The 22,322-nt window shown below is 56.4% G+C and carries 19 protein-coding genes and 1 tRNA gene; 14 read left to right on the forward strand and 6 right to left on the reverse strand.

The features are described from left to right. The first annotated feature begins 276 nt into the window (after positions 1 to 276). The 13 genes from ACQRCJ_RS09805 to ACQRCJ_RS09865 all read left to right on the forward strand — a co-directional run bounded on the left by ACQRCJ_RS09805 (position 277) and on the right by ACQRCJ_RS09865 (position 15,583). Positions 277 to 609 (forward strand): LuxR C-terminal-related transcriptional regulator, encoded by a 333-nt coding sequence (locus ACQRCJ_RS09805; RefSeq protein ID WP_072337165.1) that lies wholly within the window; start codon positions 277 to 279, stop codon positions 607 to 609. 268 nt (positions 610 to 877) lie between these two features. After that, the gene (locus ACQRCJ_RS09810) at positions 878 to 1,966 is read left to right on the forward strand and encodes a tyrosine-type recombinase/integrase (RefSeq protein WP_427799698.1); all 1,089 of its coding nucleotides are present in this window, start codon (positions 878 to 880) and stop codon (positions 1,964 to 1,966) included. Positions 1,967 to 2,551: 585 nt separating this feature from the next. After that, on the forward strand, positions 2,552 to 2,803 hold the full coding sequence (locus ACQRCJ_RS09815) for a DUF1778 domain-containing protein (protein ID WP_427799699.1): 252 nt from the start codon (positions 2,552 to 2,554) through the stop codon (positions 2,801 to 2,803). A gap of 363 nt (positions 2,804 to 3,166) precedes the next feature. Further along, the gene (locus ACQRCJ_RS09820; protein ID WP_427799700.1) at positions 3,167 to 3,385 is read left to right on the forward strand and encodes a hypothetical protein; all 219 of its coding nucleotides are present in this window, start codon (positions 3,167 to 3,169) and stop codon (positions 3,383 to 3,385) included. Positions 3,386 to 3,394: 9 nt separating this feature from the next. Next, positions 3,395 to 3,985 (forward strand): hypothetical protein, encoded by a 591-nt coding sequence (locus ACQRCJ_RS09825; RefSeq protein ID WP_427799701.1) that lies wholly within the window; start codon positions 3,395 to 3,397, stop codon positions 3,983 to 3,985. Beyond that, entirely contained in the window at positions 3,982 to 5,508 is a 1,527-nt protein-coding gene (locus tag ACQRCJ_RS09830; protein WP_427799702.1) for a type I restriction-modification system subunit M, read from the forward strand. The genes ACQRCJ_RS09825 and ACQRCJ_RS09830 overlap by 4 nt, the downstream gene beginning before the upstream one ends. Further along, on the forward strand, positions 5,492 to 6,595 hold the full coding sequence (rhuM, locus tag ACQRCJ_RS09835) for a RhuM family protein (protein WP_427799703.1): 1,104 nt from the start codon (positions 5,492 to 5,494) through the stop codon (positions 6,593 to 6,595). The genes ACQRCJ_RS09830 and rhuM overlap by 17 nt, the downstream gene beginning before the upstream one ends. A gap of 66 nt (positions 6,596 to 6,661) precedes the next feature. Beyond that, a complete protein-coding gene (locus ACQRCJ_RS09840; protein WP_427799704.1) occupies positions 6,662 to 7,846 on the forward strand; it encodes a restriction endonuclease subunit S in 1,185 nt (394 codons plus the stop codon). 9 nt (positions 7,847 to 7,855) lie between these two features. After that, entirely contained in the window at positions 7,856 to 9,352 is a 1,497-nt protein-coding gene (locus ACQRCJ_RS09845) for a KAP family P-loop NTPase fold protein (protein WP_427799705.1), read from the forward strand. Between the two features lie 4 nt (positions 9,353 to 9,356). Next, positions 9,357 to 10,847, forward strand: coding sequence for an AAA family ATPase (locus ACQRCJ_RS09850; protein WP_427799706.1), 1,491 nt, complete (start codon positions 9,357 to 9,359; stop codon positions 10,845 to 10,847). Continuing rightward, the gene (locus ACQRCJ_RS09855; RefSeq protein ID WP_427799707.1) at positions 10,840 to 11,301 is read left to right on the forward strand and encodes a hypothetical protein; all 462 of its coding nucleotides are present in this window, start codon (positions 10,840 to 10,842) and stop codon (positions 11,299 to 11,301) included. The genes ACQRCJ_RS09850 and ACQRCJ_RS09855 overlap by 8 nt, the downstream gene beginning before the upstream one ends. Before the next feature lie 144 nt (positions 11,302 to 11,445). Then, positions 11,446 to 14,730 (forward strand): HsdR family type I site-specific deoxyribonuclease, encoded by a 3,285-nt coding sequence (locus tag ACQRCJ_RS09860; RefSeq protein ID WP_320619884.1) that lies wholly within the window; start codon positions 11,446 to 11,448, stop codon positions 14,728 to 14,730. 37 nt (positions 14,731 to 14,767) lie between these two features. Further along, positions 14,768 to 15,583: a M48 family metallopeptidase gene (locus ACQRCJ_RS09865; RefSeq protein ID WP_427799708.1), complete on the forward strand. Its 816-nt coding sequence runs from the start codon at positions 14,768 to 14,770 to the stop codon at positions 15,581 to 15,583. A 114-nt stretch (positions 15,584 to 15,697) separates the two neighbouring features. Here the strand turns inward: ACQRCJ_RS09865 and mobV are convergent, their stop codons facing one another. The 6 genes from mobV to ACQRCJ_RS09895 form a co-directional block, all read right to left on the reverse strand. Continuing rightward, positions 15,698 to 16,849: a MobV family relaxase gene (gene mobV, locus ACQRCJ_RS09870; RefSeq protein WP_427799709.1), complete on the reverse strand. Its 1,152-nt coding sequence runs from the start codon at positions 16,847 to 16,849 to the stop codon at positions 15,698 to 15,700. Positions 16,850 to 17,044: 195 nt separating this feature from the next. Beyond that, positions 17,045 to 18,829, reverse strand: coding sequence for an AAA family ATPase (locus tag ACQRCJ_RS09875; RefSeq protein WP_427799710.1), 1,785 nt, complete (start codon positions 18,827 to 18,829; stop codon positions 17,045 to 17,047). Then, the gene (locus ACQRCJ_RS09880) at positions 18,822 to 19,031 is read right to left on the reverse strand and encodes a helix-turn-helix transcriptional regulator (RefSeq protein ID WP_427799711.1); all 210 of its coding nucleotides are present in this window, start codon (positions 19,029 to 19,031) and stop codon (positions 18,822 to 18,824) included. The genes ACQRCJ_RS09875 and ACQRCJ_RS09880 overlap by 8 nt, the downstream gene beginning before the upstream one ends. A 408-nt stretch (positions 19,032 to 19,439) precedes the next feature. Next, entirely contained in the window at positions 19,440 to 20,639 is a 1,200-nt protein-coding gene (locus tag ACQRCJ_RS09885) for a tyrosine-type recombinase/integrase (RefSeq protein WP_415965650.1), read from the reverse strand. A 240-nt stretch (positions 20,640 to 20,879) separates the two neighbouring features. Next, positions 20,880 to 20,956, reverse strand: a tRNA-Glu gene (locus ACQRCJ_RS09890). Positions 20,957 to 21,269: 313 nt separating this feature from the next. Beyond that, the gene (locus tag ACQRCJ_RS09895; protein WP_427799712.1) at positions 21,270 to 21,575 is read right to left on the reverse strand and encodes an Ada metal-binding domain-containing protein; all 306 of its coding nucleotides are present in this window, start codon (positions 21,573 to 21,575) and stop codon (positions 21,270 to 21,272) included. Positions 21,576 to 21,887: 312 nt separating this feature from the next. Here ACQRCJ_RS09895 and ACQRCJ_RS09900 point away from each other — a divergent pair, with 312 nt between their 5' ends. Then, a complete protein-coding gene (locus tag ACQRCJ_RS09900; RefSeq protein WP_427799713.1) occupies positions 21,888 to 22,310 on the forward strand; it encodes a pentapeptide repeat-containing protein in 423 nt (140 codons plus the stop codon). Positions 22,311 to 22,322 lie beyond the last annotated feature (12 nt).

A 22,322-nucleotide genomic window follows, 5' to 3' on the forward strand; every position in this document is an offset into this window, starting at 1 on the left:
CAGCCCCATTTTTTAAGTAAATTTTGCCCCTTCCTCCATAATAGGTGTGTGGAACGCATGTCATTCATGCTTCCATATTTTTTTAGGCTCTCCTACCCATTTATATAATTTGGCCACTGCCCACTCAATTTTTTTGATGGTATCCAGAAGTTATACCCATCTTTTGTTTTCTATAAAGGGCAGGAGGAACCATGCTTCATCAACTAACACCTATGCAACAAAAAATCATTCAGCTTATGTTCAAAGGTATGAAACCCAAAAAAAATAGCAGATGAGTTGTCTCTAGCTCGCGAAATAGTGTATTTACACTTAGCAAATGCAAGAAAACGCCTGAATGCACATAGTAGCATAGAATTATTATATATTGTTAGTGGTGGAATAAGCATTGATTGTACCATAATCAAGCTTTCTCCAAGAGGAGAAGAAATTTTTAAATTTATTATGCAAGGATGGAGCGGAAAACAGATAAGTAACCACTTGGGTATAAGTAAAAGTGCTGTAAGAAGACATAAAGAAAAAATGCTTTTAGATAATGATTGCAAAACAATAATCGAACTCATTTCAAAATGTTATGCAAACAATAGTCTAAATACAAACCAAGATGACTAACCTTAGTCAGAGAGTGACTTGTTATCTGAAGATTATAATAAAAATACTGAATTAGTTCAATGGAGCCTGATAATGGCGCACGATGAGAACAAAATTCTAACCTTGAAAGAAGTGGCCCAGGAGTTACGCCTTGACCCCAGAACGGTAAAAGAAGTAGCCTTTGCCTTAGGCGGCAGGCGCATTGGATACCGCTGGAGGTTTCGATGGGGCACGGTGTTGGAGTATTTCAGCAATGCCGACGTTGAGACCGGACAAAGGAAATTGTTGGATGGCGAGAGTCATCGTGAACGGCAGGCAGATAGCCTGCAAAATGTTCCCGGCAGGGAAAAAGCATGGCCCGGAATGGCGGGCCGCAAAAGCATGGGAGGAAGAGCAAAAAAGGCTCGCACGGGAAGGGATGACGATCCCCACGGCATTAGAACTGCTTATGGCGTGGGGAGATAGTTACCTTACCCATGTTCAGCGAACCATGAGCCGACAGACCTATGTAGAAAAGAAGCTGGTAACGAAGGACTTTTTCGCCTACTGCGGCAAAAAAGGCATCCATGACCTCGCGGAAATCACTTCGGCAAGAGCCTATGAGTTTCTTTCCAGAATCAAGGATGAGCGCGGGGCGAACGTTGCCAACAAGTACCGCAAGAATCTGCTGGCTGCATGGAACTGGGGTTCCGACTTCTTTGAGGGATTTCCACAGGTGGCACCACCTTTTCTGAAGGTGAAGCCATTTCCCGTAAAGCACGGCGAGCGCTACGTTCCACCGGAAAGTGATGTCATCAAGGTGTTCCAGCAGGCGGAAGGGCAGGACCTGGTCATGCTGCTGACCCTGTACTTCACGGGAGGACGCAGAAGCGAAATCTTCCGGCTGACGTGGAACGACGTGGACCTTCAAAAGGAAAAAATCAGGCTGACCGACGACAAGTCGGGCAATGGCATGGAACGGGTGCGCTGGCTCCGAATGCACCCGGAACTGGTCAAGGCGCTCAAATGGTGGCGGGATGCCCGCCCCTGCAAGGTGGACAATGTGTTTATGCAGCTTCAGAACGACACGTTTCTGGGGCAGCCGTTCACCCAGCGCATTCACTTCATGGAGCGACTCTGCCGGAAGGCCCATGTGAAGCCCTTCGGTTTTCACGCCATCCGGCACAAGAGTGCGGCCATCACGTTCGTAAGTTCAGGTCTGAACGCCGCCCAAGTCCTTATGGGACATTATCGAGCGACTACGACGGATCGCTATACGAAGAGCGCGGGGCTGTACACGGACCAGAGCGAAATTCTTTCGGCTCTGGGAGGCAGCGGCATCGGGCAGGTAGTGGAAGACCTGCTTAAAACAAAAATTCCTCAAGAGAAAGTCTCCTGAGGAAAAATTGTAACCCAATTTTTGTAACCCAAAAACTGAGCTGCTGTAGCCTATTGAAATTTTTGGCGTCCCCAAGGGGATAAATTGTACTAGCATAATATATTGATTTTTATAAGTTTCTATTCAATTTTCATCTGCGATACCTCTCCAGATACCTCAATACGGTAAAAAATCTGAAAATATTTTTTTGCACCTCTCTGGACGCTCAGAAAAGCCTGTTATTTCCCATGAGCAGGCGTTTCTGTCGTCAATCCTTCTGCGTCAGATTCTCGCTGTCTGGTAGAAAGCAGTCGCCAGATTCCTTTGACAGAGCCCCCGCCGGAGGCTTCCTCGTCCGTCGCCCGCGAGTATCTATTGCCGGAAGCAAGGGAAGAACGGTCAAGGCCCGCGTAGCGGCCCGCAGGGGAAGCCTTGACCGCCTTCCCGCTTTCGGCACTTTTGCGGGTGTGACGGACGAAGAGCGGGGGGACAGCAGCCATGCTGAATCTCTAGAGATGCCTTGCCTTGTACAAAGCCGTTTCGTAATGAACTATGCAAGGAGATACGCCATGCTACAGAAGACAGCTCTTCCCGCGTCGCGTGTTGATGCAGGATTCCCTTGGCCATGCGCGAAACCATAGACCATGCCGCCGCCATGCAGGGGGCACTCGCACCGAGTTCCTTGCGGCGGCGCTGGAAAAGGCGGAGCAGGTCATTGCAGAGCAATCGCTTGTACGTCTTGTGCTGGAAGATCAGCGAGTCCTTGCCGCCGCGCTACTGTTGGAAGAAACGGAAGCCCCGTCGTCTTTCCTTGTAAAGCTGTCATCCGAGTACGCCCAGCGAGTGGATCGTCGATGAGGCATGATGCACTCTTGAACACGACTGAGCGGCACGGATGCGTCTTGCAAAGGCTTTTCTGTCCATTTTATGATATTAACATACCGTAATATATAAAAATCATAAATACATATCTCGAGTGTAAGACAGCTCTCCCCGGTACTTGACGAGCAGAGGCAATAGGCGTAAGTAAAAAATATGCAGAACTGATTATGCTGCATAAAAGAGGGGTTCATAAAGCCGAAGCGCCAACTTCGGCCTCTGATCCCGGTCCGCAAAACAGGAGCTGTCGCGGATCCAGAGCAAGTGATAAAGCATGCCCAGTATAGGGTAATTCCTTGCCAGGCTCAAGACAGCTCCCCAAACCTCTCAGGAGAGAATACTATGGCTTTCAATGTTTCTATGCAGACCCCGATGCTTCCGCTTGGCAAGATGAACGTCAGCTTCATGGTTTATGCAGGGGAGGAGAAGCTGGGAGAGCTGCATATTTCCAAAGGGGCGGCTGCCTGGTTCCCGGCCAACGCCAAGAAAGGGTTCAGGGTCAGCTGGACCAAGCTGGGCAAGTTTATGGAAGAAAACGGTACGAAATGTGAAAACCGTTAGGGGGAGAGCATGACCATACCTCTTCCCCGTATAGCCGAGATCCGGTCCGGTTTCCCTTTTCGTGGCAGTATTGAAGAGGATAAAAAAGGCGATGCGCTGGTCGTCCAGATCAAGGATGTCTCCCGCGAGAGCGGTCCAGACTGGCCGACCTTGACACGCACCCGTCTTTCTGGCCGCAGGCCCTTTCCTTTTTTGCAGGATGGCGACATCCTCTTGCCCATACGCGGCGGCAATTATTTTGCCGTCCATCTGGCAACGGTGCCGGAACCGGCAGTGGCGGCCCTGCATTTCTTCGTCCTGCGTGCCGATACAAGGCGCATCCTGCCTGCCTTTCTGGCCTGGCAGCTCAACTATGGTCCGGCAATCAAACACCATTTATGGCGAGTACAGGCTGGTTCGGCCCAGCTGGGCCTGCGCCGTTCGGATGTGGAGGGGATAGCCGTAGCGGTGCCGCCGCTTGAACAGCAGGCCCGTTTTGTGGAGCTGGCTGCCAACATCCGCCGTCAACAGGACATTTTCCGTCAACAGATCGCCAACGCGGACCGCCTGCTGCACGGGCTGGCCGCATCCCTGCATGGTCAGGAAAGGAAGAACGCATGAGCGAGCCCGTCACCCCCATCAACCAGGAAGAGATCAACAAGGCCGTCTGGGCGGCCTGCGACACCTTTCGCGGCACCATCGACGCCAGCGTGTATAAGGACTTCATCCTTGTCATGCTGTTCCTGAAATTCGTGTCTGATGTCTACAATGATGAGCACGCCCGGCTCATGGAGCAATACGGCAACGAGCAGCAGGTCACTTTTCTGATGCAACAGCAGCGCTTCACCCTGCCCGAGAGTGCCAACTTCTGGACCCTCTACAAGCATCGTCACGAGCCGGGCAACGGCCAGCGCATCAATGAGGCGCTGGCGGCTCTGGAAGATGCCAACGGCAGCAAACTGCGCAACGTCTTTCAGGACATCAGCTTCAATACCGATAAGCTGGGCGAGGAAAAGCAGAAGAACAGTCTGTTGCGCACCTTGCTGGAAGACTTTGCCAAACCTCAGCTGGATCTTTCGCTGTCGCGTGTGGGGTCGCTGGACATCATCGGCAATGCCTATGAATTCCTGATCGGCAAGTTCGCGGCCGATGCGGGCCGCAAGGCCGGGGAATACTACACGCCGCCGGAGGTCTCTGACCTGCTGGCGCGCCTGCTGGATCCGCAGCCCGGCGAGACCATTTGTGACCCTGCCTGCGGTTCGGCCTCGCTGCTCATGAAGTGCGGCCGCCGCATCTTCCAGAAGACCGGCCAGCGGGACTATGCCCTGTACGGGCAGGAATCCATCGGCGCCACCTGGGCGCTGGCCAAGATGAACCTTTTCCTGCACGGGGAGGACAACCACCGTCTGGAGTGGGGCGATACCCTGCGCAATCCCAAGCTGCTGGACAAGGACGGGCGCCTGCTGCACTTCGATGTGGTCACGGCCAATCCGCCGTTCTCGCTGGACAAGTGGGGCATCGAGGAGGCGGAGCACGATCCGCACGGGCGTTTTCGTCGTGGCCTGCCGCCGCGCACCAAGGGCGACTATGCCTTCATCCTGCACATGATCGAGACCCTCCGGCCGGGCACGGGCCGCATGGGCGTGGTGGTGCCGCACGGCGTGCTGTTCCGGGGCGCGGCGGAAGGCCGCATCCGCAAACAGCTTTTGCAGGAGAACCTGCTTTCCGCGATCATCGGCCTGCCGGAAAAACTCTTTTTCGGTACCGGTATCCCGGCGGCCATCCTGGTGTTCCAGAAGCGCAAGAGCGACGAGAACGTGCTGTTCATCGACGCCAGCCGGGATTTCCGCCCCGGCAAGAACCAGAACCAGCTCATGCCGGAGCATATCGAGCGCATCGTGAGTACCTTCACGGCGCGGCAGCCCGTGGACAAATACGCGGCCCTCGTGCCCGTCGCGGACATCCTGTCCGAGCATGACGGCAACCTCAATATCCCCCGTTATGTGGATACCTTTGAGGAAGAGGAAGAGATCGACCTGCTGGCCGTGCGCGCCGAGCGCCGCAAGCTGGATGCCGAGCTGGCCACGCTGGAAACGCAGATGGCGGCCTATCTCAAGGAGCTGGGCTATGACGAAGAAGCATGATCTGCCGGCCATGCCGGACGTCCTGCCGCCGGAAGGGGCGGGGATGCCGGACGTGACGGCGGATGCGGCCCCGGCCGATGAGGCGCCGGGCGTGGCGGTCTTTGCCACGGCGGACGGCAGCGTGCGGGTGGAGGTGCATTTGCAGGGCGGCACCCTGTGGCTCTCGCAAAAGCAGCTTGCCCAGCTCTATGGGGTCACGGTCTCCAACATCAACAAGCATCTCAAGGCGATCTTTGATGCGGGAGAACTGGCGCCAGAGGCAGTTATTGAAAAATACTCAATAACTGCAACTGATGGAAAACGTTACGAAACTCAGCATTACAACCTGGATGTCGTCCTGCATGTGGGCTACCGGGTGCGCTCCACGGTGGGCACCCTGTTCCGGGCCTGGGCCACGGAGCGCCTCAGGGAATACATGGTGAAGGGCTTCACCATGAATGACGACCAGCTCAAATACGGGGACGGCTACGACGCGCATTTCCGCGAGCTGCTGGACCGCATTCGGGACATCCGGGCCTCGGAGAAGCGTTTTTACCTGCAGGTGCGGGATCTCATCGCGGCCACCAGTGTGGACTATGCCGTGCGCAAGAACGAAGAGGACGTGCGCCACTTCTTTGCCCATCTGCAGGACTGCATGCTCTATGCGGTCACCGGCCATACGGCGGCGGAGCTCAAGTTCCTGCGGGCAGACGGCACCAGGCCGCACATGGGCATGACCCATTTCCGGGGCGATGTGCCCAGCCTGGCAGAGACGGATGTGGCCAAGAACTATCTGAGCGCTGCCGAGCTGACCGACATGAACCAGCTGGTGACCATGTTCCTGGATTACGCCGAGATGCGGGCCAAACGCCATCAGGACATGACTATGGCCGACTGGCAGGAGCAGGCCCGGCGCTTTTTGGAATTCAACGAGCGCAGCATGTTGCAGGGCTACGGCACACGCCGCAGCAAGGATGCCCAACGCCATGTTCGTGAGCAGTTCGCGCTGTACCGGCAGCACTGCGCGGCTCTGGAAGCAGAGGCCGACGCGGCGCAGGATGCCGAGGACGCGGCCCGGCTGGCTGCGCTGGAAGCCCGTGGCTGCTGAATGACATAAACAGGAGGACAGGGCAGGGGCGACCTTGCCCGTCCTCCGCTTGCCTGCAAGAAGATGATGAAAGCCGCCCTGACAGCCTGTGCGGCACAAGCAAAAGCGAGGATGGATATGCTGCCGGAAGGGTGGAGTGAGATAGCTTTAGAAGATTTAGCAAATGTTGAACGTGGTAAATTTTCTGCACGTCCACGAAATGATCCTAAATTTTATAATGGTACAACACCTTTTGTACAAACAGGTGATGTTTCATCTTCAGATACGTATTTAAGAGAATATACTCAGACGCTGAATGATGAAGGCGTTAAAGTGAGTAAAATTTTTCCTAAGGGGACTATTTTAGTTACAATAGCTGCAAATATTGGCGATAGTGCAATAGCTGAATTTGATGTTGCATGTCCTGATAGTGTTGTTGGAATACAATGTTATCAGGAAAAATCTAATAATATATGGTTAAAATTTAAAATAGATACAATTAAAAAAAATCTGGATAATGAGGCTGGAAAAAATGCTCAAAAGAATATCAACTTACAGCTTCTTAAGCCTCTAAAAATTTTGACCCCTCCTCTTCCCGAGCAGGAAAAAATAGCTGCCGTCCTCTCCACATGGGATAAGGCCATCAGCACAACGGATGCCCTGCTGGCAAACTGCCGTCAACAAAAAAAAGCCCTCATGCAGCAGCTCTTGACGGGCAAGCGCCGCCTACCGGACTTCACGGGTGAGTGGTACCATGCTTGTCTGGGAAAGATTGCACATATTGAAAAAGGAAAACCCCTCAATGGTTCAAGTATTATAAAAGGAGAAATTCCGGTTATCGCAGGCGGAAAAACTGTTTCTGCATGGCATAATGATTTTACACATAATACTGTCATCACAGTAAGTGCAAGTGGAGCCTACGCTGGATTCGTAAGTTTTCATAAATATAAAATATGGGCATCAGACTGTTCTGTGATAAATGGAATATGTAATATATCATTGTCTCAGTATTTATATTATCTTCTCTTGTTTAAGCAAAAAGAGATATATAGCTTGCAGACAGGGGGAGCTCAGCCCCATGTTTATCCAAAGGATTTGGCAAAGTTGACCTGTTCTCTTCCCCCCCTCGACGAGCAGCGCGCCATTGCGGCCGTGCTGGATGCGGCGGACAGGGAGATCGTGCTGCTGGAACAAAAGGCCGCCCGCCTGCGGGAAGAAAAGAAAGCGCTCATGCAACAACTGCTCACCGGCAAGCGCCGGGTGCGGCTCTAGGAGGCTGCTGTGGAGACCCCTGTTCCCCTGAAAGACCTGACCTTTGCCCACCGTGATGAATTCGACCGGAAGAGCATCGCGGAAAAGGTCATCAAGCTGCTAGATGCGGAGATGGACTTTTGCCCTATGGCCATCGACGGCGGATGGGGCACGGGCAAGACCGAGTTCTGCCACAAGCTTATCAATCTGATAAAAGAGCAGGACGCCCGGCGGCAAAAGGCCGCCCGGGAGGCTGCGGCCGACGCGGCCCGGGCAGCGGAAAACGCGGAGGCTTCTGCGGATGCCGTTGCGCAGGCGGACACTGCGGCACAGCCTGCAACGGACGGCGAACAGACCACCGCACAGGCGGCTGCCCTGCCGCCGGAACGGGCCGTCATCTATCTGGATGCCTTTGCCTCCGAGACCGTGGACGACCCGCTGTTGTGTATCCTGGCTGCCATCCGGGCCGAATTTCCTGACAAGGAGACCAGAAAGAACATCAGCCGGAAAGCCGTGCCCGTGGTGAAGACCCTGGGTAAGGTCGCGGGCAAAGCGCTGTTTGCCCATGTCTTCAAACAGGATCTGGAAGACGTTTCCGAGGCCGTGGCCGATGCCGCCAGCGACGGCGTGAACAGCCTCATCGACCAGACCGTGGACAAGCTGCTGGACCAGTACGCCGATGCCCAGGAAAATCTGGATGCCTTGAAAAACGTCATCGCCACGGCCGCCGCGCAGCGTCCCATCCTCTTCTTTATCGACGAGCTGGACCGCTGCCGCCCGGACTTTGCCCTCAGCATTCTGGAACTGGTCAAACACGTCTTCGACATCCCCGGCATCAAGTTCATCTTTGTGGCCAATCTGGAACAGCTCAAGGCCGCCATCCGCAAGCGCTACGGCCAGGACGTGGACGCCGACGTGTATCTGGAGAAGTTTATTAATCTGTCGATTTTGTTACCGTCTGTATGCTGTGATACTGGGTTGAATGCTGCTTATGTTTTGTTTAAAAATAATTTTCAATCAATAGGTATTTTTGATAGCTATTTTAGTATCTATGCTAAAATAGTTATCCATTTTATTAATAAGTATGAAATAAATTTACGCGGTGTGGATAAATTTATCAGAAATATGGAGATATACTGTTCCGTATATGGTAATTCACCTTTATATAATGGTAATTTGATAACTATATATCATTTGGCATTTATTCTGGCTATTTTTATTTTTACTTTTAATAAAGATGTTGCACGTAAATTTGTTTTAGATGATATTGATGATTCTATATATGCATTTATGGGCGATTCTTCGGATGAAAATTTAAATAATATGCTTATTTTTATTGCAGATATGGTTTTTTATGGAAGAGATTTTGATCCTTCTAAAGGAAGGATTGCTATGGAAAAACATAAAGAAACAGTCGGTCTGTTGAATGTGATGTTTGATGGGCGTTTTTATAAACATTATTTTGATGTAAGAAAGTTAATAGCTGACCATATTCGAAAGATGAACTTTATTCCGGTGAACAGGTAATCTCATGCGCAAAACAGCATTCAAGCAATGGCTTGAACAGAAAGCACAGGGCTACGGGGCTGTCGGCAATTACCCCAGCCAGTGCGAACGGGTGGACAGGCAGCTAGGGGATCTGGATGCCTCTTATCAGCAGGACGGGCTGGAAAGCATCCTGTCACAACTGGTGCCGGAGAATACCGCCTTCCCCATGACGGGAGACAGACAAAGGGGGATGGACAGCCTGCGCACGGCCATACGCAGCTATAAGCGATTCTGCGACGTCTGCCCTCCGGAATCACTGCCGAAAGCGGATACGGCGGACAGGCCGCCCATGTTGACCTCTGTTACCATCCGCAATTTCAAGAGCTATAAGGAAGCCACTCTGCCGCTGGGGCCGCTGACCCTGCTCATCGGGGCCAATGCTTCGGGAAAAAGCAATGCTGTGGAGGCCCTGCGCCTGTTGTACTGGGGCTTTTTCCATCCCATGCTCGATATCTGGAAAACGACCATCGAGGGCATCCGGGGCCAGAAAGGGAAGCTCTTTTATGATGGCACACAGAACATACAGCTCAACTATGTCGTTGACGGGAAAGAAAGCGAGCTGAGCTTTTATCCTCCTGATGATACCAGGGAACGGCATATTGCTGTCACAAAAAAGTACGTAACTATTGACAAGGAGCGTGTTCAGCATCAGCTGCGCCTGCTCAATATTTCTCCCCAGGATTTTGATGCGGACCTCTTTTTCACTCTTGCCAAGTCGATCAGCGCACAAAAAGATCTCATCGCCCATATCCAGTTCCTGGACACCATCCCGGCGCGGATGCGGGACTATGCCGATCGCCAGAATGATGCCCTGCAGGCCGATGCGGCCAACCTTTCCGCCGTGCTGTACCGTATGTGTCAGGATACGGCCCGGAAAGAGCGTCTACTCTCCTTCGTCAAGAGCCTGCCGGAACAGGACATCGTGGACATCCGTTTTGTGGAGACGCCGCGTGACGAAGTCATGGTGCAGCTGGTGGAGAGCTTTGGCGACAAGGAACGCACTATGGATGCCGATTCCCTGTCCGACGGCACCCTGCGCGTGCTGGCGCTGGCGGCCTTTTTGCTTACCGCTCCTGCGGGCTCGCTGCTGGTCGTCGAGGAGCTGGACAACGGCATCCATCCTTCCCGTGCCCGGGATCTGGTGGGCCAGACGCTGGACATTGCCCGCCAGCGGCAGGTGCAGATTCTGCTGACGTCGCACAATCCCGCCTTACTGGATGCCCTGCCGTATGACGCCTTGCCAGATGTGGTCTGCTGCTATCGCGACCGCACGGAAGGCGACAGCCGTCTGGTGCGCCTGGGCGACTTGCCCAAATATCCGGCCCTCATGGCGCAGGGTTCTCTGGGCGATCTGGTCACACGGCAGGTCATCGACCGCTATCTGCATGATACGAGGACAGCGGAAGAAGAAAAGGCGGCGGCCCTGAGCTGGCTGGAAGAACTGCGCGCAGCCACGGAGCAGGATCATGCCTAAGCCGCTTTGTCTGGTGGATACATCCATCCTGCTGAACATCCTGAACGTGCCCGGCAAAAACGAATGCCGGGACGAGGTCTTTGCCGTTTTCAGGGAAAAAGTCGATGCGGGCGAGACCTTTTTCCTCCCTCTGGCGACCATCATTGAGACCGGCAACCATATCGGCCATCTGCCGGACGGTAATGAGCGTTATGGCTATGCCTGTGCCCTGGTGCGGGAAGTACAGAAGGCCCTGGACGGCACATCGCCCTTCGTGCCGCTGGACCTGTGCAGCACGGAGGATTTGCGGCAATGGATGAACGACTTCCCGCATGGACATGCCGTGCAGGGGCGGGGCGTCGGTGACATGATGCTGGTGGGGGAATGCCTGCGCTTGAGAGAACGGCATCCCCGCACCGAGGTCTATATCTGGTCACTGGACAGCGATCTGGCCGAGTATGGGCCTTCCTGCTGACAGCGCGTCTTCATTTTTCGCATAGGTCGGACGGTCGTGCCGTCCGCCACATGATGCAGGACCGTACAGGTATGGGCAGCCTGAATTTTCTGGCAGCCCCTTTCCGTCGCTTCTGGAGAACATTGCAACACCACCGAGAACACCATGATACAGCTCACTCCTGAAGAACGCTCCTCCAAGTTGCCCGCCCTGGCCCTGCTGTGCGGCATGGGTTACCGTTATCTTTCGCCGGAGCAGGCCGACGGGCTGCGCGGCGCTGCCGGGGGCAAGAGTGCCAGCGTGGTACTGGTCCCGGTGTTGCGCCGTTATCTGGGCGGGCGTTCCTTTCAGGTGGGGGAGACCTCCTTTTACCTCTCTCCGGCCAATGTGGAAAAGATCATCGCTGCCTTGCGGCCCCCTCTGCGTGACGGCCTGTTGCCCACCAACGAGCATATCTATGACCTGCTGCGCCACGGCATCACGGTCACGGAGGAGATAGGCGGCAAAAGCACGGACTGCACCATCTCCGTGCTGGACTGGGACTGTCCGGAAAACAATATCTTCCACGTCACCGAAGAACTGGCCGTGGCCGATACGTCGGGCCTGCACAAGGTCGTGCCGGACATCGTCTGCTATGTGAACGGACTGCCGCTGGCCGTGGTGGAGTGCAAGCGGCCCGACCTGCCCGGCAATGACGGCAAGCCGCCCTATACGCAGGCCATTTCCCAGATGATCCGCAACCAGGGACGCGACTACATCCCGCATCTCTTCATCTATACCCAGATAGCCCTTGCCGTGGACGGTATGGACGGCAAATACGGGACATGCGGCACACCGGCCAAATTCTGGGCCTCCTGGCGGGAAGAGGAAACGCCGGACGCGAGCATCAGCGCCTGGAAGCAGGGCGCCCCGGCGGAGGATGCCGCGGCCATCCTGGCCCTGCGTCCTGCCGCGCAGGGGGAGGCCTGGCATATCGCGCAGCACGGCGTGCTGACCGGGCAGGATCGCTGCGTGGCGGGCCTGCTGCATCCCGCGCGTCTTCTGGACGGCATGCGCTTCTTCACCCTTTTCGAGACCAGCCGCGACGGCCTGCACCGGCTGGCGGCCCGTTATCAGCAGGTGTTCGGCCTGCGGGCCATGCTGGAACGCCTGAAGGGCTGCGAGGGCGGCAAGCGGCGCGGCGGCGTCATCTGGCATACCACGGGCAGCGGCAAGTCCTACACCATGGTCATGCTGGCGCAGGCCCTTGTCCTGCTGCCGGAGCTCAAGCAATGCCGTATCGTGGTGGTCACGGACCGCGTGGATCTGGAAAAACAGATCCTGAAGAACTTTTTGAAAAGCGGTGTCCTCGGCAAGAAAGAGGCCGCCGAAGCCCGTGTGCGCACGGGCCGCAAGCTGGCCGAAAAGCTGGGCAAGGGGCAGGAACGCATCCTGTTCACCATCATCGACAAGTTCCATACCGCTGCCCAGCGCAAGGAATGCCGCAACGAGAGCCCGGACATCATCGTGCTGGTGGATGAAGGGCACCGCAGCCAGAGCGGGGAGACGCACCAGCTCATGCGCCGGGCCCTGCCCAATGCGGCGTTCATCGCCTTCACCGGCACGCCGCTGCTGGAAAAGGAACGCTCCCGCACGGAAGAGACCTTCGGCCGCATCTTGCATGCCTATACCATGCAGCAGGCCGTGGCCGACGGCACGGTGACGCCCCTGCTGTACGAGGAGCGCGTGCCGGATCTTTCGGTCAATGAAGAAGCCATCGATGCCTGGTTCGACCGTATCACATCCGGCCTTACTGACCAGCAGCGGGCCGACCTCAAGCGCAAGTTCTCCCGCTCCAGCCAGATCGACCGCACGAAAGGCCGCATGGAGCTCATCGCAGCGGACATCGCGGCCCACCTGCTCACCCTGCCCAAGGGCATGAAAGGCCAGCTGGCCTGCTCCAGCAAGGGCGCGGCCGTGGCTTACCAGCAGATCTTTGAGGACCAGGGGCTGATCTCCTCGGCGGTGGTCATCTCGCCGCCGGACACCCGCGAAGGCCATGAGGAGGTGGACGCCGAGAGCCGGGACGCCGTGGCCGCCTGGTGGAGCAAGCACGTCGGCAAGGAGGCGGAGAGCAAATATACCCAGCGCGTCCTCGACCGCTTCGCCACGGAGGGCGATCCGCAACTGCTCATCGTGGTCAGCAAGCTGCTCACCGGTTTCGACGAGCCGCGCAATATGGTCCTCTACATCGACAAGCCCCTGAAGCAGCACGAGCTGCTCCAGGCCATCGCCCGCGTCAATCGCCTGCACGAGCTGAAAAAGTTCGGCTATCTGGTGGACTACAAGGGCATCCTGTCCGCGCTGGATACCAGCATCGCCAGCTACAACGGACTGGCGGAGCGAGTGCAGGGCTATCGGGCGGAAGACGTGCAGGGCCTGTATGCGGCCATGTCCACCGAATACAAGCGTCTGCCGCAGCTTCTGGAGACGCTGGACGGCCTGTTCACCGGGCTGAATCTGGCCGATGTCCAGGCATTGGTGCAGCATCTGGGCCCGCGCATGGAATGGCAGGACGGCAAGGCCGTGGACAGGAACCGCAAACGCCGCGACGACTTTTATCTTGCCCTGCGCGCTTTTGAGAGCTGTCTGGGCGTGGCCCTGCAATCCCGCAGCTTCTATGAGGACCTTTCCTTCACCGATGCGGACAGGGAGCGCTTCAAGCAGGCCGCTCGCCGTTATGCCTCGGTGCGGAAACAGGTACGGGCCCTGGCCCAGGAAACCGTGGACTATGATGCCTATGCGGCCAGCATCCATGCCTTGCTGGACAGGCATATAGCAGGGGTCGCCATACAGGAGCCGGAGGGAATCTATCGCGTCGATGATCTGGGCAAGGGCGATCCCGCCCAGTGGAGCGAGGACAAGGCCCGCTCCGAAGCCGCCGCCATCGCCAGCCGCCTGACCCGCACCATAGATGTGAAGCTGGCCGACGATCCCTATGCACACGCCTACTTTTCCGAATTGCTGAAACAGGCCATCGCCAGAAGCAAGGAATCGTTCGATGCGCCCATCAAGCAGTATCTGCTCTTTGCGGATCTGGAAAAAAAGGTGCAGGCCGGAAAAACGCCGGGCGTCCCTTCCGCGCTGGAGACGCACCCCGATGCCCGTATCTGGTTCGGTATCCTCCGCATGGCGCTGGGTGAGCGCATCCCGGACGGAGAAGCCGTGGACGATGAGCCGTCCCTTGCCCCTTGGGTGCATTTGGCTCTGGCCATGGAGGACATCACGATCCGGGCCCAGAAGGAGTTTTCCCTTAATATGGAGGACAGGGAAAAGGCTATCAGCAAGGGCTTGCTGACGCTGTTCTTCAGTGAAGCCGCGCCGGAGACGCTCAGGACGGATATGGCCGCCATCCAGGCCATCATCGAAGCCGTGACCGCCAGCCTGCGCGTGCGCGCCCAGAAGGCCTGAGATGTACAGGCAAGGACACAGGGCCATGACGCCCGGCATGACTGAAAACACGGGGCAGGATGCGGAAAGCCCGATGCAGGTGGTGCATTTTCTTCTGTATGGCGAGGAACGCTTGCCCTTCCGTCTTGTCCGTCGGGGGACGGCACGCGGCAGCATACGCATCGCCGTAACGCCGCAGGGGGAGATCATCGTGACCGCCGATGCCGCCACGTCGCTGGAAGCCGTTGAGGACGTCCTGCAACAGCGCGTCCGCTGGCTGCTGGAGACCCGGGAACGCTTTCAGGCACAGCGGGCCCACGCCTTGCCGCGCCGCTTTGTGGGCGGGGAGACCCACTTTTATCTGGGGCGGCGCCATCAGTTGCGCATCGTGGATGAGAGTGAAGGGAAGCATGTCCGTCTGCTGCGCGGCAGACTGGTTGTCCCCAGCCGTTACCCGTGGAGCGAAGAGCCTGCGGTGCTGGCCTCGCGTACGGAAGAGATCCGGCGGCGTCTCGAGGCCTGGTACCGGCAGCGGGCGGAGGACGTACTGCCGCAGTATTTTGAACGGATGCTGCCGCTGGTCCCCTGGGCGGACAGGCCGCCTCTGCGCCTGGTGCGCATGAAGGCCCGCTGGGGCAGCTGCACGCCGCAGGGTGTCGTCCTGCTCAATCCAGACCTGGTACGCGCACCACGTCACTGCATCGAGTATGTGATTCTGCATGAGCTTTGCCACCTGCGCGAACACAGGCATTCCCCTTTCTTCTGGCAGCTGCTGGCGCAGGTCTGCCCGGACTGGCAGGCTCGCCGCGCGGAACTGGACAGCATGGCCGAGATCTGGCTGGGCAAGGAGGAGATGGGGATGCTGGCTAAATAATTCTTTGCCGTTTTACCTTTCCCGGTCAAGCGGGACGCTTGCCCACGGGCTTCACGTCAGTGAAGCATAGTGGGCTATATCTTCGGCCGGGGCGAAGATTTCCCGCCAGACACCTTACCGCATCCGCACGGTGCCCTGTCTGTCCTGCTCGGCAATCGCTGCGCGTTGCCTTTCCTCCTCCTGCCGCTGCTGTTCCGCTGCCTGCTGTTCCTGAAGGAAGTCCGTCAGGCGTTGCCGGATTTCCGGTTCCCGGGCAAACTCCCGGTAGGTCTCAAGCTCCTGGTCCATGCGTGCCTGTCGGCTTTCCAGATCCGCCTTTTCCTGATCACGGGTCTTGCAGACAGCTTCAAGCTGTGCCAGCTGTTTTTTCAGAACGGCCGCTTCGCGTTGCAGTTCATTCTTCTGGCGTGCGATGAGGTGCTTTGCGGACAAGGCCGTGCGCAGCCGGCTGATCGTCTGTGCCGACATTTCCAGCACGCGCCTGTAGTTAAAAAAAGAGGCTTCCGGGAGTGGTTCTTCCTCCCGCAGCAGGCGTTCCGCCTCCTCGGCCTGTCGTTCATAGTCGGCAACGCGCTGTTTCAATTCCGCCTCTCGCTGCCCCAGTCTGCCGATGGTACGGAGCGCATCCCGGACAAGCAACAATCCTTCCAGGGCAAGGCGATTGTTTTCTTCCTGCTGCTGTTTGTATTCGCGCGTATCCAGATGCTTTCTGGTCGCGCCGGGCTTCTGTTCCACGCCGCGCTGAATGGCAAAGCCGCAGCGTTGCAGATGGAGAGGCAGATCACTTTGCAACTTTTTCAGACTTTGCCGCGTATACATCTTGTTGGCATTCAGGCGTCCTTCCCGTGTCACGGGCACATGAAGAAAGTGCATGTGCGGCGTCTTTTCATCCATGTGCACCATCGCGGAAATGACATTTTTCGCTCCCACAAAATCCGTGAGAAAGGCTTTGCTTTCCTCAAAGAAACGCCGGATTTTTTCTGGAGAAAGGCTTTTGAAAAAAGCGCTGTCAGACGTGACGATAAGCCCGCACATGTGCACGGCATCCTTTCTGACAGCCTTGATCAGCTGCAAATCGTCAATGCGCCGCTGGATGGCCTGCGCGTAATTTGTCGCGGCCTTGTCGTGCAATTCGTAATTGCCGCAGCTGCGCTGATAGTCGATATCCGGGTTGGAATGGCTCTCGCGTTCCCGGCGATTGTGACTCTGAATGCCTCTGACGGCCTCTTTTTTGAATTTTTCCATATGCAGGACGAGATAGGACATGGTCGGACTTCCTTGTATTTCTGATCCGTACGGGTTTCCGACGTCTGCAAAGCGGTACACTTTTGCCGTTGTAGCGGTACAGCCGGAGAGGACCCCAGCGGACAATGCTGGACATATCTGGACGCTTTTTCGGGAGGTGTACCGCTGTACCGCCCCTTAGAGAGCGGTACAGCGGTACACCTGTACGCAGACAGGTCAATTTTTCCCTTCCAGCTTCTTTTTCAGGCGCTGGACAGCAGCCTTGGACTTTCCCATTTCCTCCGCGCAGTCACGGATGCTGTAGCCCTCGGCCAGCAGGCGTTTCAGCTCGGCCAGTTCCACATCCTCAAGCTCTCTGATGCGCCAGTGCAGCGCGTTGCCTTCGGTGATCAGATTGGCCTCAAAGGGGCGGGCATCATCGCCCACGATGCCCCGTGCCTTGGTCAGATGGACTTCAAAGCGTGCGCCTTCGGCCATGCTGTACTCTCTGGGCCTGCGCAGACTGATGACTGTATCCATGATATCTTCTCTGGCGCTGGTGCCGCGCTGATCGCCGGATTTTCCGGCATGATGGATAAGCAGGACAGCCATGCCCCGGCGACGCAGCTCCAGCAGCCATGCCTGCATGGTCTGCCATGACTGGGCTTCGTTTTCCTTGCCGGTACGGCACAAGGTGGCAATATTGTCCAGCACGACCATATCCACGCCTTTCAGAAATGGTTCCAGCATGACCTGCCCCTGCGCAGTGGAGAGATCCGGCATGGGACAGGGCTGCAGGTCCGGCGTGATGAGCGCCATATTTTTCAGTGTATGCGGCGGGACGGACATGCCACTGACAAGCGCGGCAAGGCGATGCTGCATGGCTGTGGCGGGCATTTCTCCGTCCACATACAGCGTCCGTTTGGGCATGGGCGCGCGCCAGTTGAACACCGCGCCGCCGGAAGCCACGGCTACCGCGACACTCAGGGCGGCAAACGTCTTGCCGATGCCGCGAGGCGCGTACAGGATGCCTATCCCTTGAACCGGAAGAATGGGGGATAAAAGATACCCCCGTTCAGGTATGGACATGGAAAGAAACTCGCCCATATCCAGTGATACCAGCGAAGGTGGCTTGTCCGGCAGGGCGCTTTCCAGCTGGCGGCGCACGCTTTGCAGCCCCTCTGTCAGATGCAGGTCGTTGAAGTCCTTGCCGCTGCCTGTGGTAAAGTGCGGCACAACAAGATGGGCCTGTGCAGCCTGCGCGGCCTCCTGTCCCTTGTCACGGCCCCTTTCGTCATTGTCGCCGCAGATCAGAATCTGCGCGTCCGGGAACTGTTTTCGCACGGCAGCCGCCACAACAGGCAGATTCCCGGCCGAAAACGTCACATAGACCGTCCATGCACAGGCAAGGTGAATGCTGGCCCCGGTGGCGTAGCCTTCACAAAGTGCCAGCGGTTTTTCTGCATTGCCGGGAATAGCGAATTGTCCGCCCTGAACCTTGCCGCCCGTAAGAAAGCGCTTGGTGCCGTCCGGTGCGATATATTGCAGACTCTGCACCGTGCCGGAACTGCCCCTGACCGGAATGATGAGCATCCCGTTTCTGTCCTGACGTATATCCGCAAGCGCAGGAATACCTTTGCGGCTCAGGTACGCGTGCCTTTCTGAACAGGGAAAGGAAGCCTGTAAACGCTTGTGCGCCTGCTGCGCCGCCTCCGCATGACGCCTGGCGCATTCTTCGTCACGCTGTTTGCGCATGGCCTGCTGCCGCCTGTGCCACTCCGACAGCTCAACAGGAGAAAGTGCCTGTTCGCTTTCCGCGTGGAACGTCCCCTGATCGCCTGTCTCCCAGTTGCACCACCAGAGCGTCGCTGGCCTGTCCTGATGGGCAATATAGGCGCCGTTGCGCTTGTGTGGCTTACTCCTTGTCGGACAGCGATGCAGAGTCCCGTCCACAAGGATATCTTCCGGTAGAAGGTCATGCTGCGCGAGAATTTCCCGGAAGCTTTCCAGAAGCCTAGTCATGGTTTTCCTGCTCCCGTCCCGCGTTTTCTATGAACGCTCTGATGTCTTCCGCCCGCCAGATAGTGGTACGGGGACCGAGCTTTACAGGCTTGGGATAACGTCCGGTACGGCAACCCTGCCACCAGGCGCTTTTGCTGATGGGAACAAGGGCCAGGACCTGAGGAAGACGAAGAAAGCCAGTGGAGGGGATATTTGTCGCCATAGTAACAACTCCGTATAAAGAAGAGGATTACGGAGTATATAGCATAAAATAAATGGCATGTGCAGGACAGATGTTTTGTAACCCAGGTACTTACAGCTACCTTCAAGAGCATTTTGGGTGTACAAAAATGTCATGCATTTTCTTTGGAAAACAGAATCAAAATTTTGTAACATTCTAAAATATAAAAAGATTATTGGTAGGCATAGAGGGGGATGTCAGCGGCCAAAAGGTTACAAAAAACACAGCTTTTACGAATAGCATTTATTCGAAGCTATTCGTAAAAGCTGTGTAATTATAGAATGTTATAAATTTATTGTTTTGCCAGATTTCCCCAAAAAAACGCTCTGCGCGTGTTTGGACGCTGTCCCCCCAGAGATTTTTATCAGAACATGCTCTTTTGGGTGGCTGTCAAGCCTGCCCGGCTTTGCTTGTGCGGAGTCTGTCCAGATAGTCGGACCACTCCTGCATCATCCTTCGGCGCTCCGGCAGGTACTCCGCATAATTGTACGCTGCGCGGACCTCATTCCGTTCGCCATGCGCAAGCTGGCGTTCAATCCAGTCCCGATTGTAGCCCAGTTCGTTAAGCAGCGTTGATGCGATGGAGCGAAAGCCGTGGACGCTCATTTCATCTTTTTGATAGCCCATGCGGCGCAGAGCATTGAGCATGGTGGCATCGGACAGGGGACGCGCTTCCGTGCGCACAGAAGGAAACAGATATTTGCCCGTGCCGGTCCAGGGCTGCAACTCCCGCAGAATCGCCACAACCTGTGTGGACAGCGGCACAATATGCGGACGTCGCATTTTCATGCGTTCTGCCGGAATGCGCCATTCCGCGGCTTCCAGATCAAACTCGCTCCACTGTGCGGCCCGTAATTCCGTAGGGCGGGTAAAGACCAGCGGAGCCAGCTTCAAGGCGCAGACCAGCGGGAAATAGCCGTCATAGGCATCTATGTCCCGGAGCAGCTGACCGACCTTTTCCGGCGCCAGCACAGCGGCACGATGTGTTACCTGACGAGGGTGCAGGGCTCCCCGAAGATCAGCGGCGATGTTGTGCCGCGCACGCCCCGTGATGACGGCATAGCGGAAAACCTGATTGATGATTTGCAGGACGCGCCGGGAGGTCTCGTAACAACGTTTCATTTCCAGCGGTCTGAGCACGGCCATGATATCCTGCACTTCCAGCCGGGCGATGGGCGCCGTGCCGATAAACGGGAAAATGTAGTTGCAAAGACGATACATGACCGTTCCCTGATGCTTTGCGGAGAATGCCGTCATGCGTGTGGTGTGCCATTCGCGGGCAATGTTTTGAAAACTGTCCCGTTCGGCAATTCTTCGGGCTTCCTGCTGCTGTCGCTTGTACGCGGAGGGATCGATACCCTTCGCCAGCAGACGCCGGGCCTCATCACGGCGCTCTCTGGCATCCTTGAGAGATACGGCGGGATAGGCCCCGAAGCTGAGGAGCCTGCTTTTGCCCTCAAAGCGGTAGGCCATGCGCCAGAGCTTGCTGCCGCTGGGAGGAATGAAGAGGAAAAGCCCGCCGCCGTCGGAATACTTGTGGGGCTTGTTTGCGGGCTTCAAACTGCGGATACGAACGTCGGTAAGAGGCATGGGGTACTCCTTGGCTTCTGCTGGATGTCTCGATACCTCTCAGGACAAAAAACACAGTAATACAACCATGTTATCCGTGAGGGTATCACGCTTTTCATACCATGGATCTACCCTCGGATATACCCCTGCAAGCATTGGATGCAACTGGACAAACGTGGACGACGGGAAACCCCGTTGACACAAAAAAAGAAAGGATACCAATGTGTTTTGCACACTGATATCCTTTATTGTACCTTATGTTGGCGTCCCCAAGGGGATTTGAACCCCTGTCGACGGCGTGAAAGGCCGTTGTCCTGGGCCGGCTAGACGATGGGGACGCGATGAGGTGTATCTACGGGAAAGACGGGGCGCCGTCAAGCAAAAAATCGAGAACTTCCTTTTTTCTTTTTCTCACCTTCCGTGTGGCCTGTCCTGATGCGCTGCGAGGCAGGCTTTTCCCGCCAATCCAGGGGCTGTCCTCCCATTCCCCCTGCTCTTGATCCCAGCACAAGCAGAAGAGACCAGGCCCTGTACGCCTCTTATCGCAACATTGATAACGGCGAAACAGCCGGAGAAGATAGCTAAAAACGGCTTCCCCTGACGGGTCCGCCGCACAGGAAAAGCCGTTCACGACCAGCTCCAGGCGTGTACCTAGCCCTTGCAGACCTTGCAGGGGCGGTACCCGGCGGCCTTGGCATCCGCCGGAGAGGTAAAAGTTTTGCTGACGCTCTTGCCCTTATAATAGCGGCAGGAAGAGTTGTGATAGATCTTGCTTTCCGGGTTGCCGCGATAGCCTGCCTCCATCTTTTGGGGCGCAGCCTTGGGGGCGGGTTGGGCGGCAGGGGCCGGAGCCGTGGTCGCCGCCGGAGCGGCCTGCTGGGCAGGCGCACTCAGGGCGAGACCGGAGGAAGAGCAAACGAGCCCCAGGATCATCAGGATGGCGAGCATTTTCTTCATGGCAGATACTCTCCGAAATATTTTTTAAACTATCCGCAGCCGGACGAAACAGCACTGCATCCGGCCCATGCCATGCAGGATACATCATTCTGCCGGAAGCATAAAGACACGGTCCTCCCGTTGCTGTATTTCTTTCCCGCCCTTCTGCTTGCATAGCCTCCTTCCCCCCTTGCGCCCCTCAGGAAGGACGCGCCTGCAAGATCCTGGCTTTACCCCTTCGCGGGAGCAGCAAGGCATCCGTCACGACAAAACAGTTGTAGCAAAGTAGCCCTCTGGGCTATCATGACCGGAAACCGTTTCAGGAGGGATTCGATGAGCCATCAGCATTCCCACCCGCAATGCATGGCGGGGAAAAATTTTGCCAATGCCGATCTGGCCGGCAAGGATTTTCGGGGCGTCGAGCTGCGGGGGGCCAATTTCGCCGGTGCCGACTTGCGGGGCGCCAATCTGGAGCTGGCCGATCTGGCCGGGGCCAACCTCGTCAACGCAGAGCTGGCAAAGGCCAATCTTTCCTGGGCCAATCTGGCGGGAGCGGCGCTTAATGAAGCAGACCTGAGTGATGCAGACCTGCGGGAAGCCCGGCTGAATGGTGCCATCCTGGAGAATGCCCTGCTGGACGGTGCGAATCTGACGAGTGCCAGTCTTCGGGGAGCCGACCTGAGTGGGGCCAGCCTGCGTGAGGCCTGTCTGGATGGTGCGTGGCTGGAAGGCGTCATAGGGCTTTCGGACAAATAAGCCAGAGCCTTC

It is taken from the genome of Desulfovibrio sp. SGI.102 (assembly GCF_050314315.1).
Lineage (GTDB): Bacteria > Desulfobacterota > Desulfovibrionia > Desulfovibrionales > Desulfovibrionaceae > Desulfovibrio.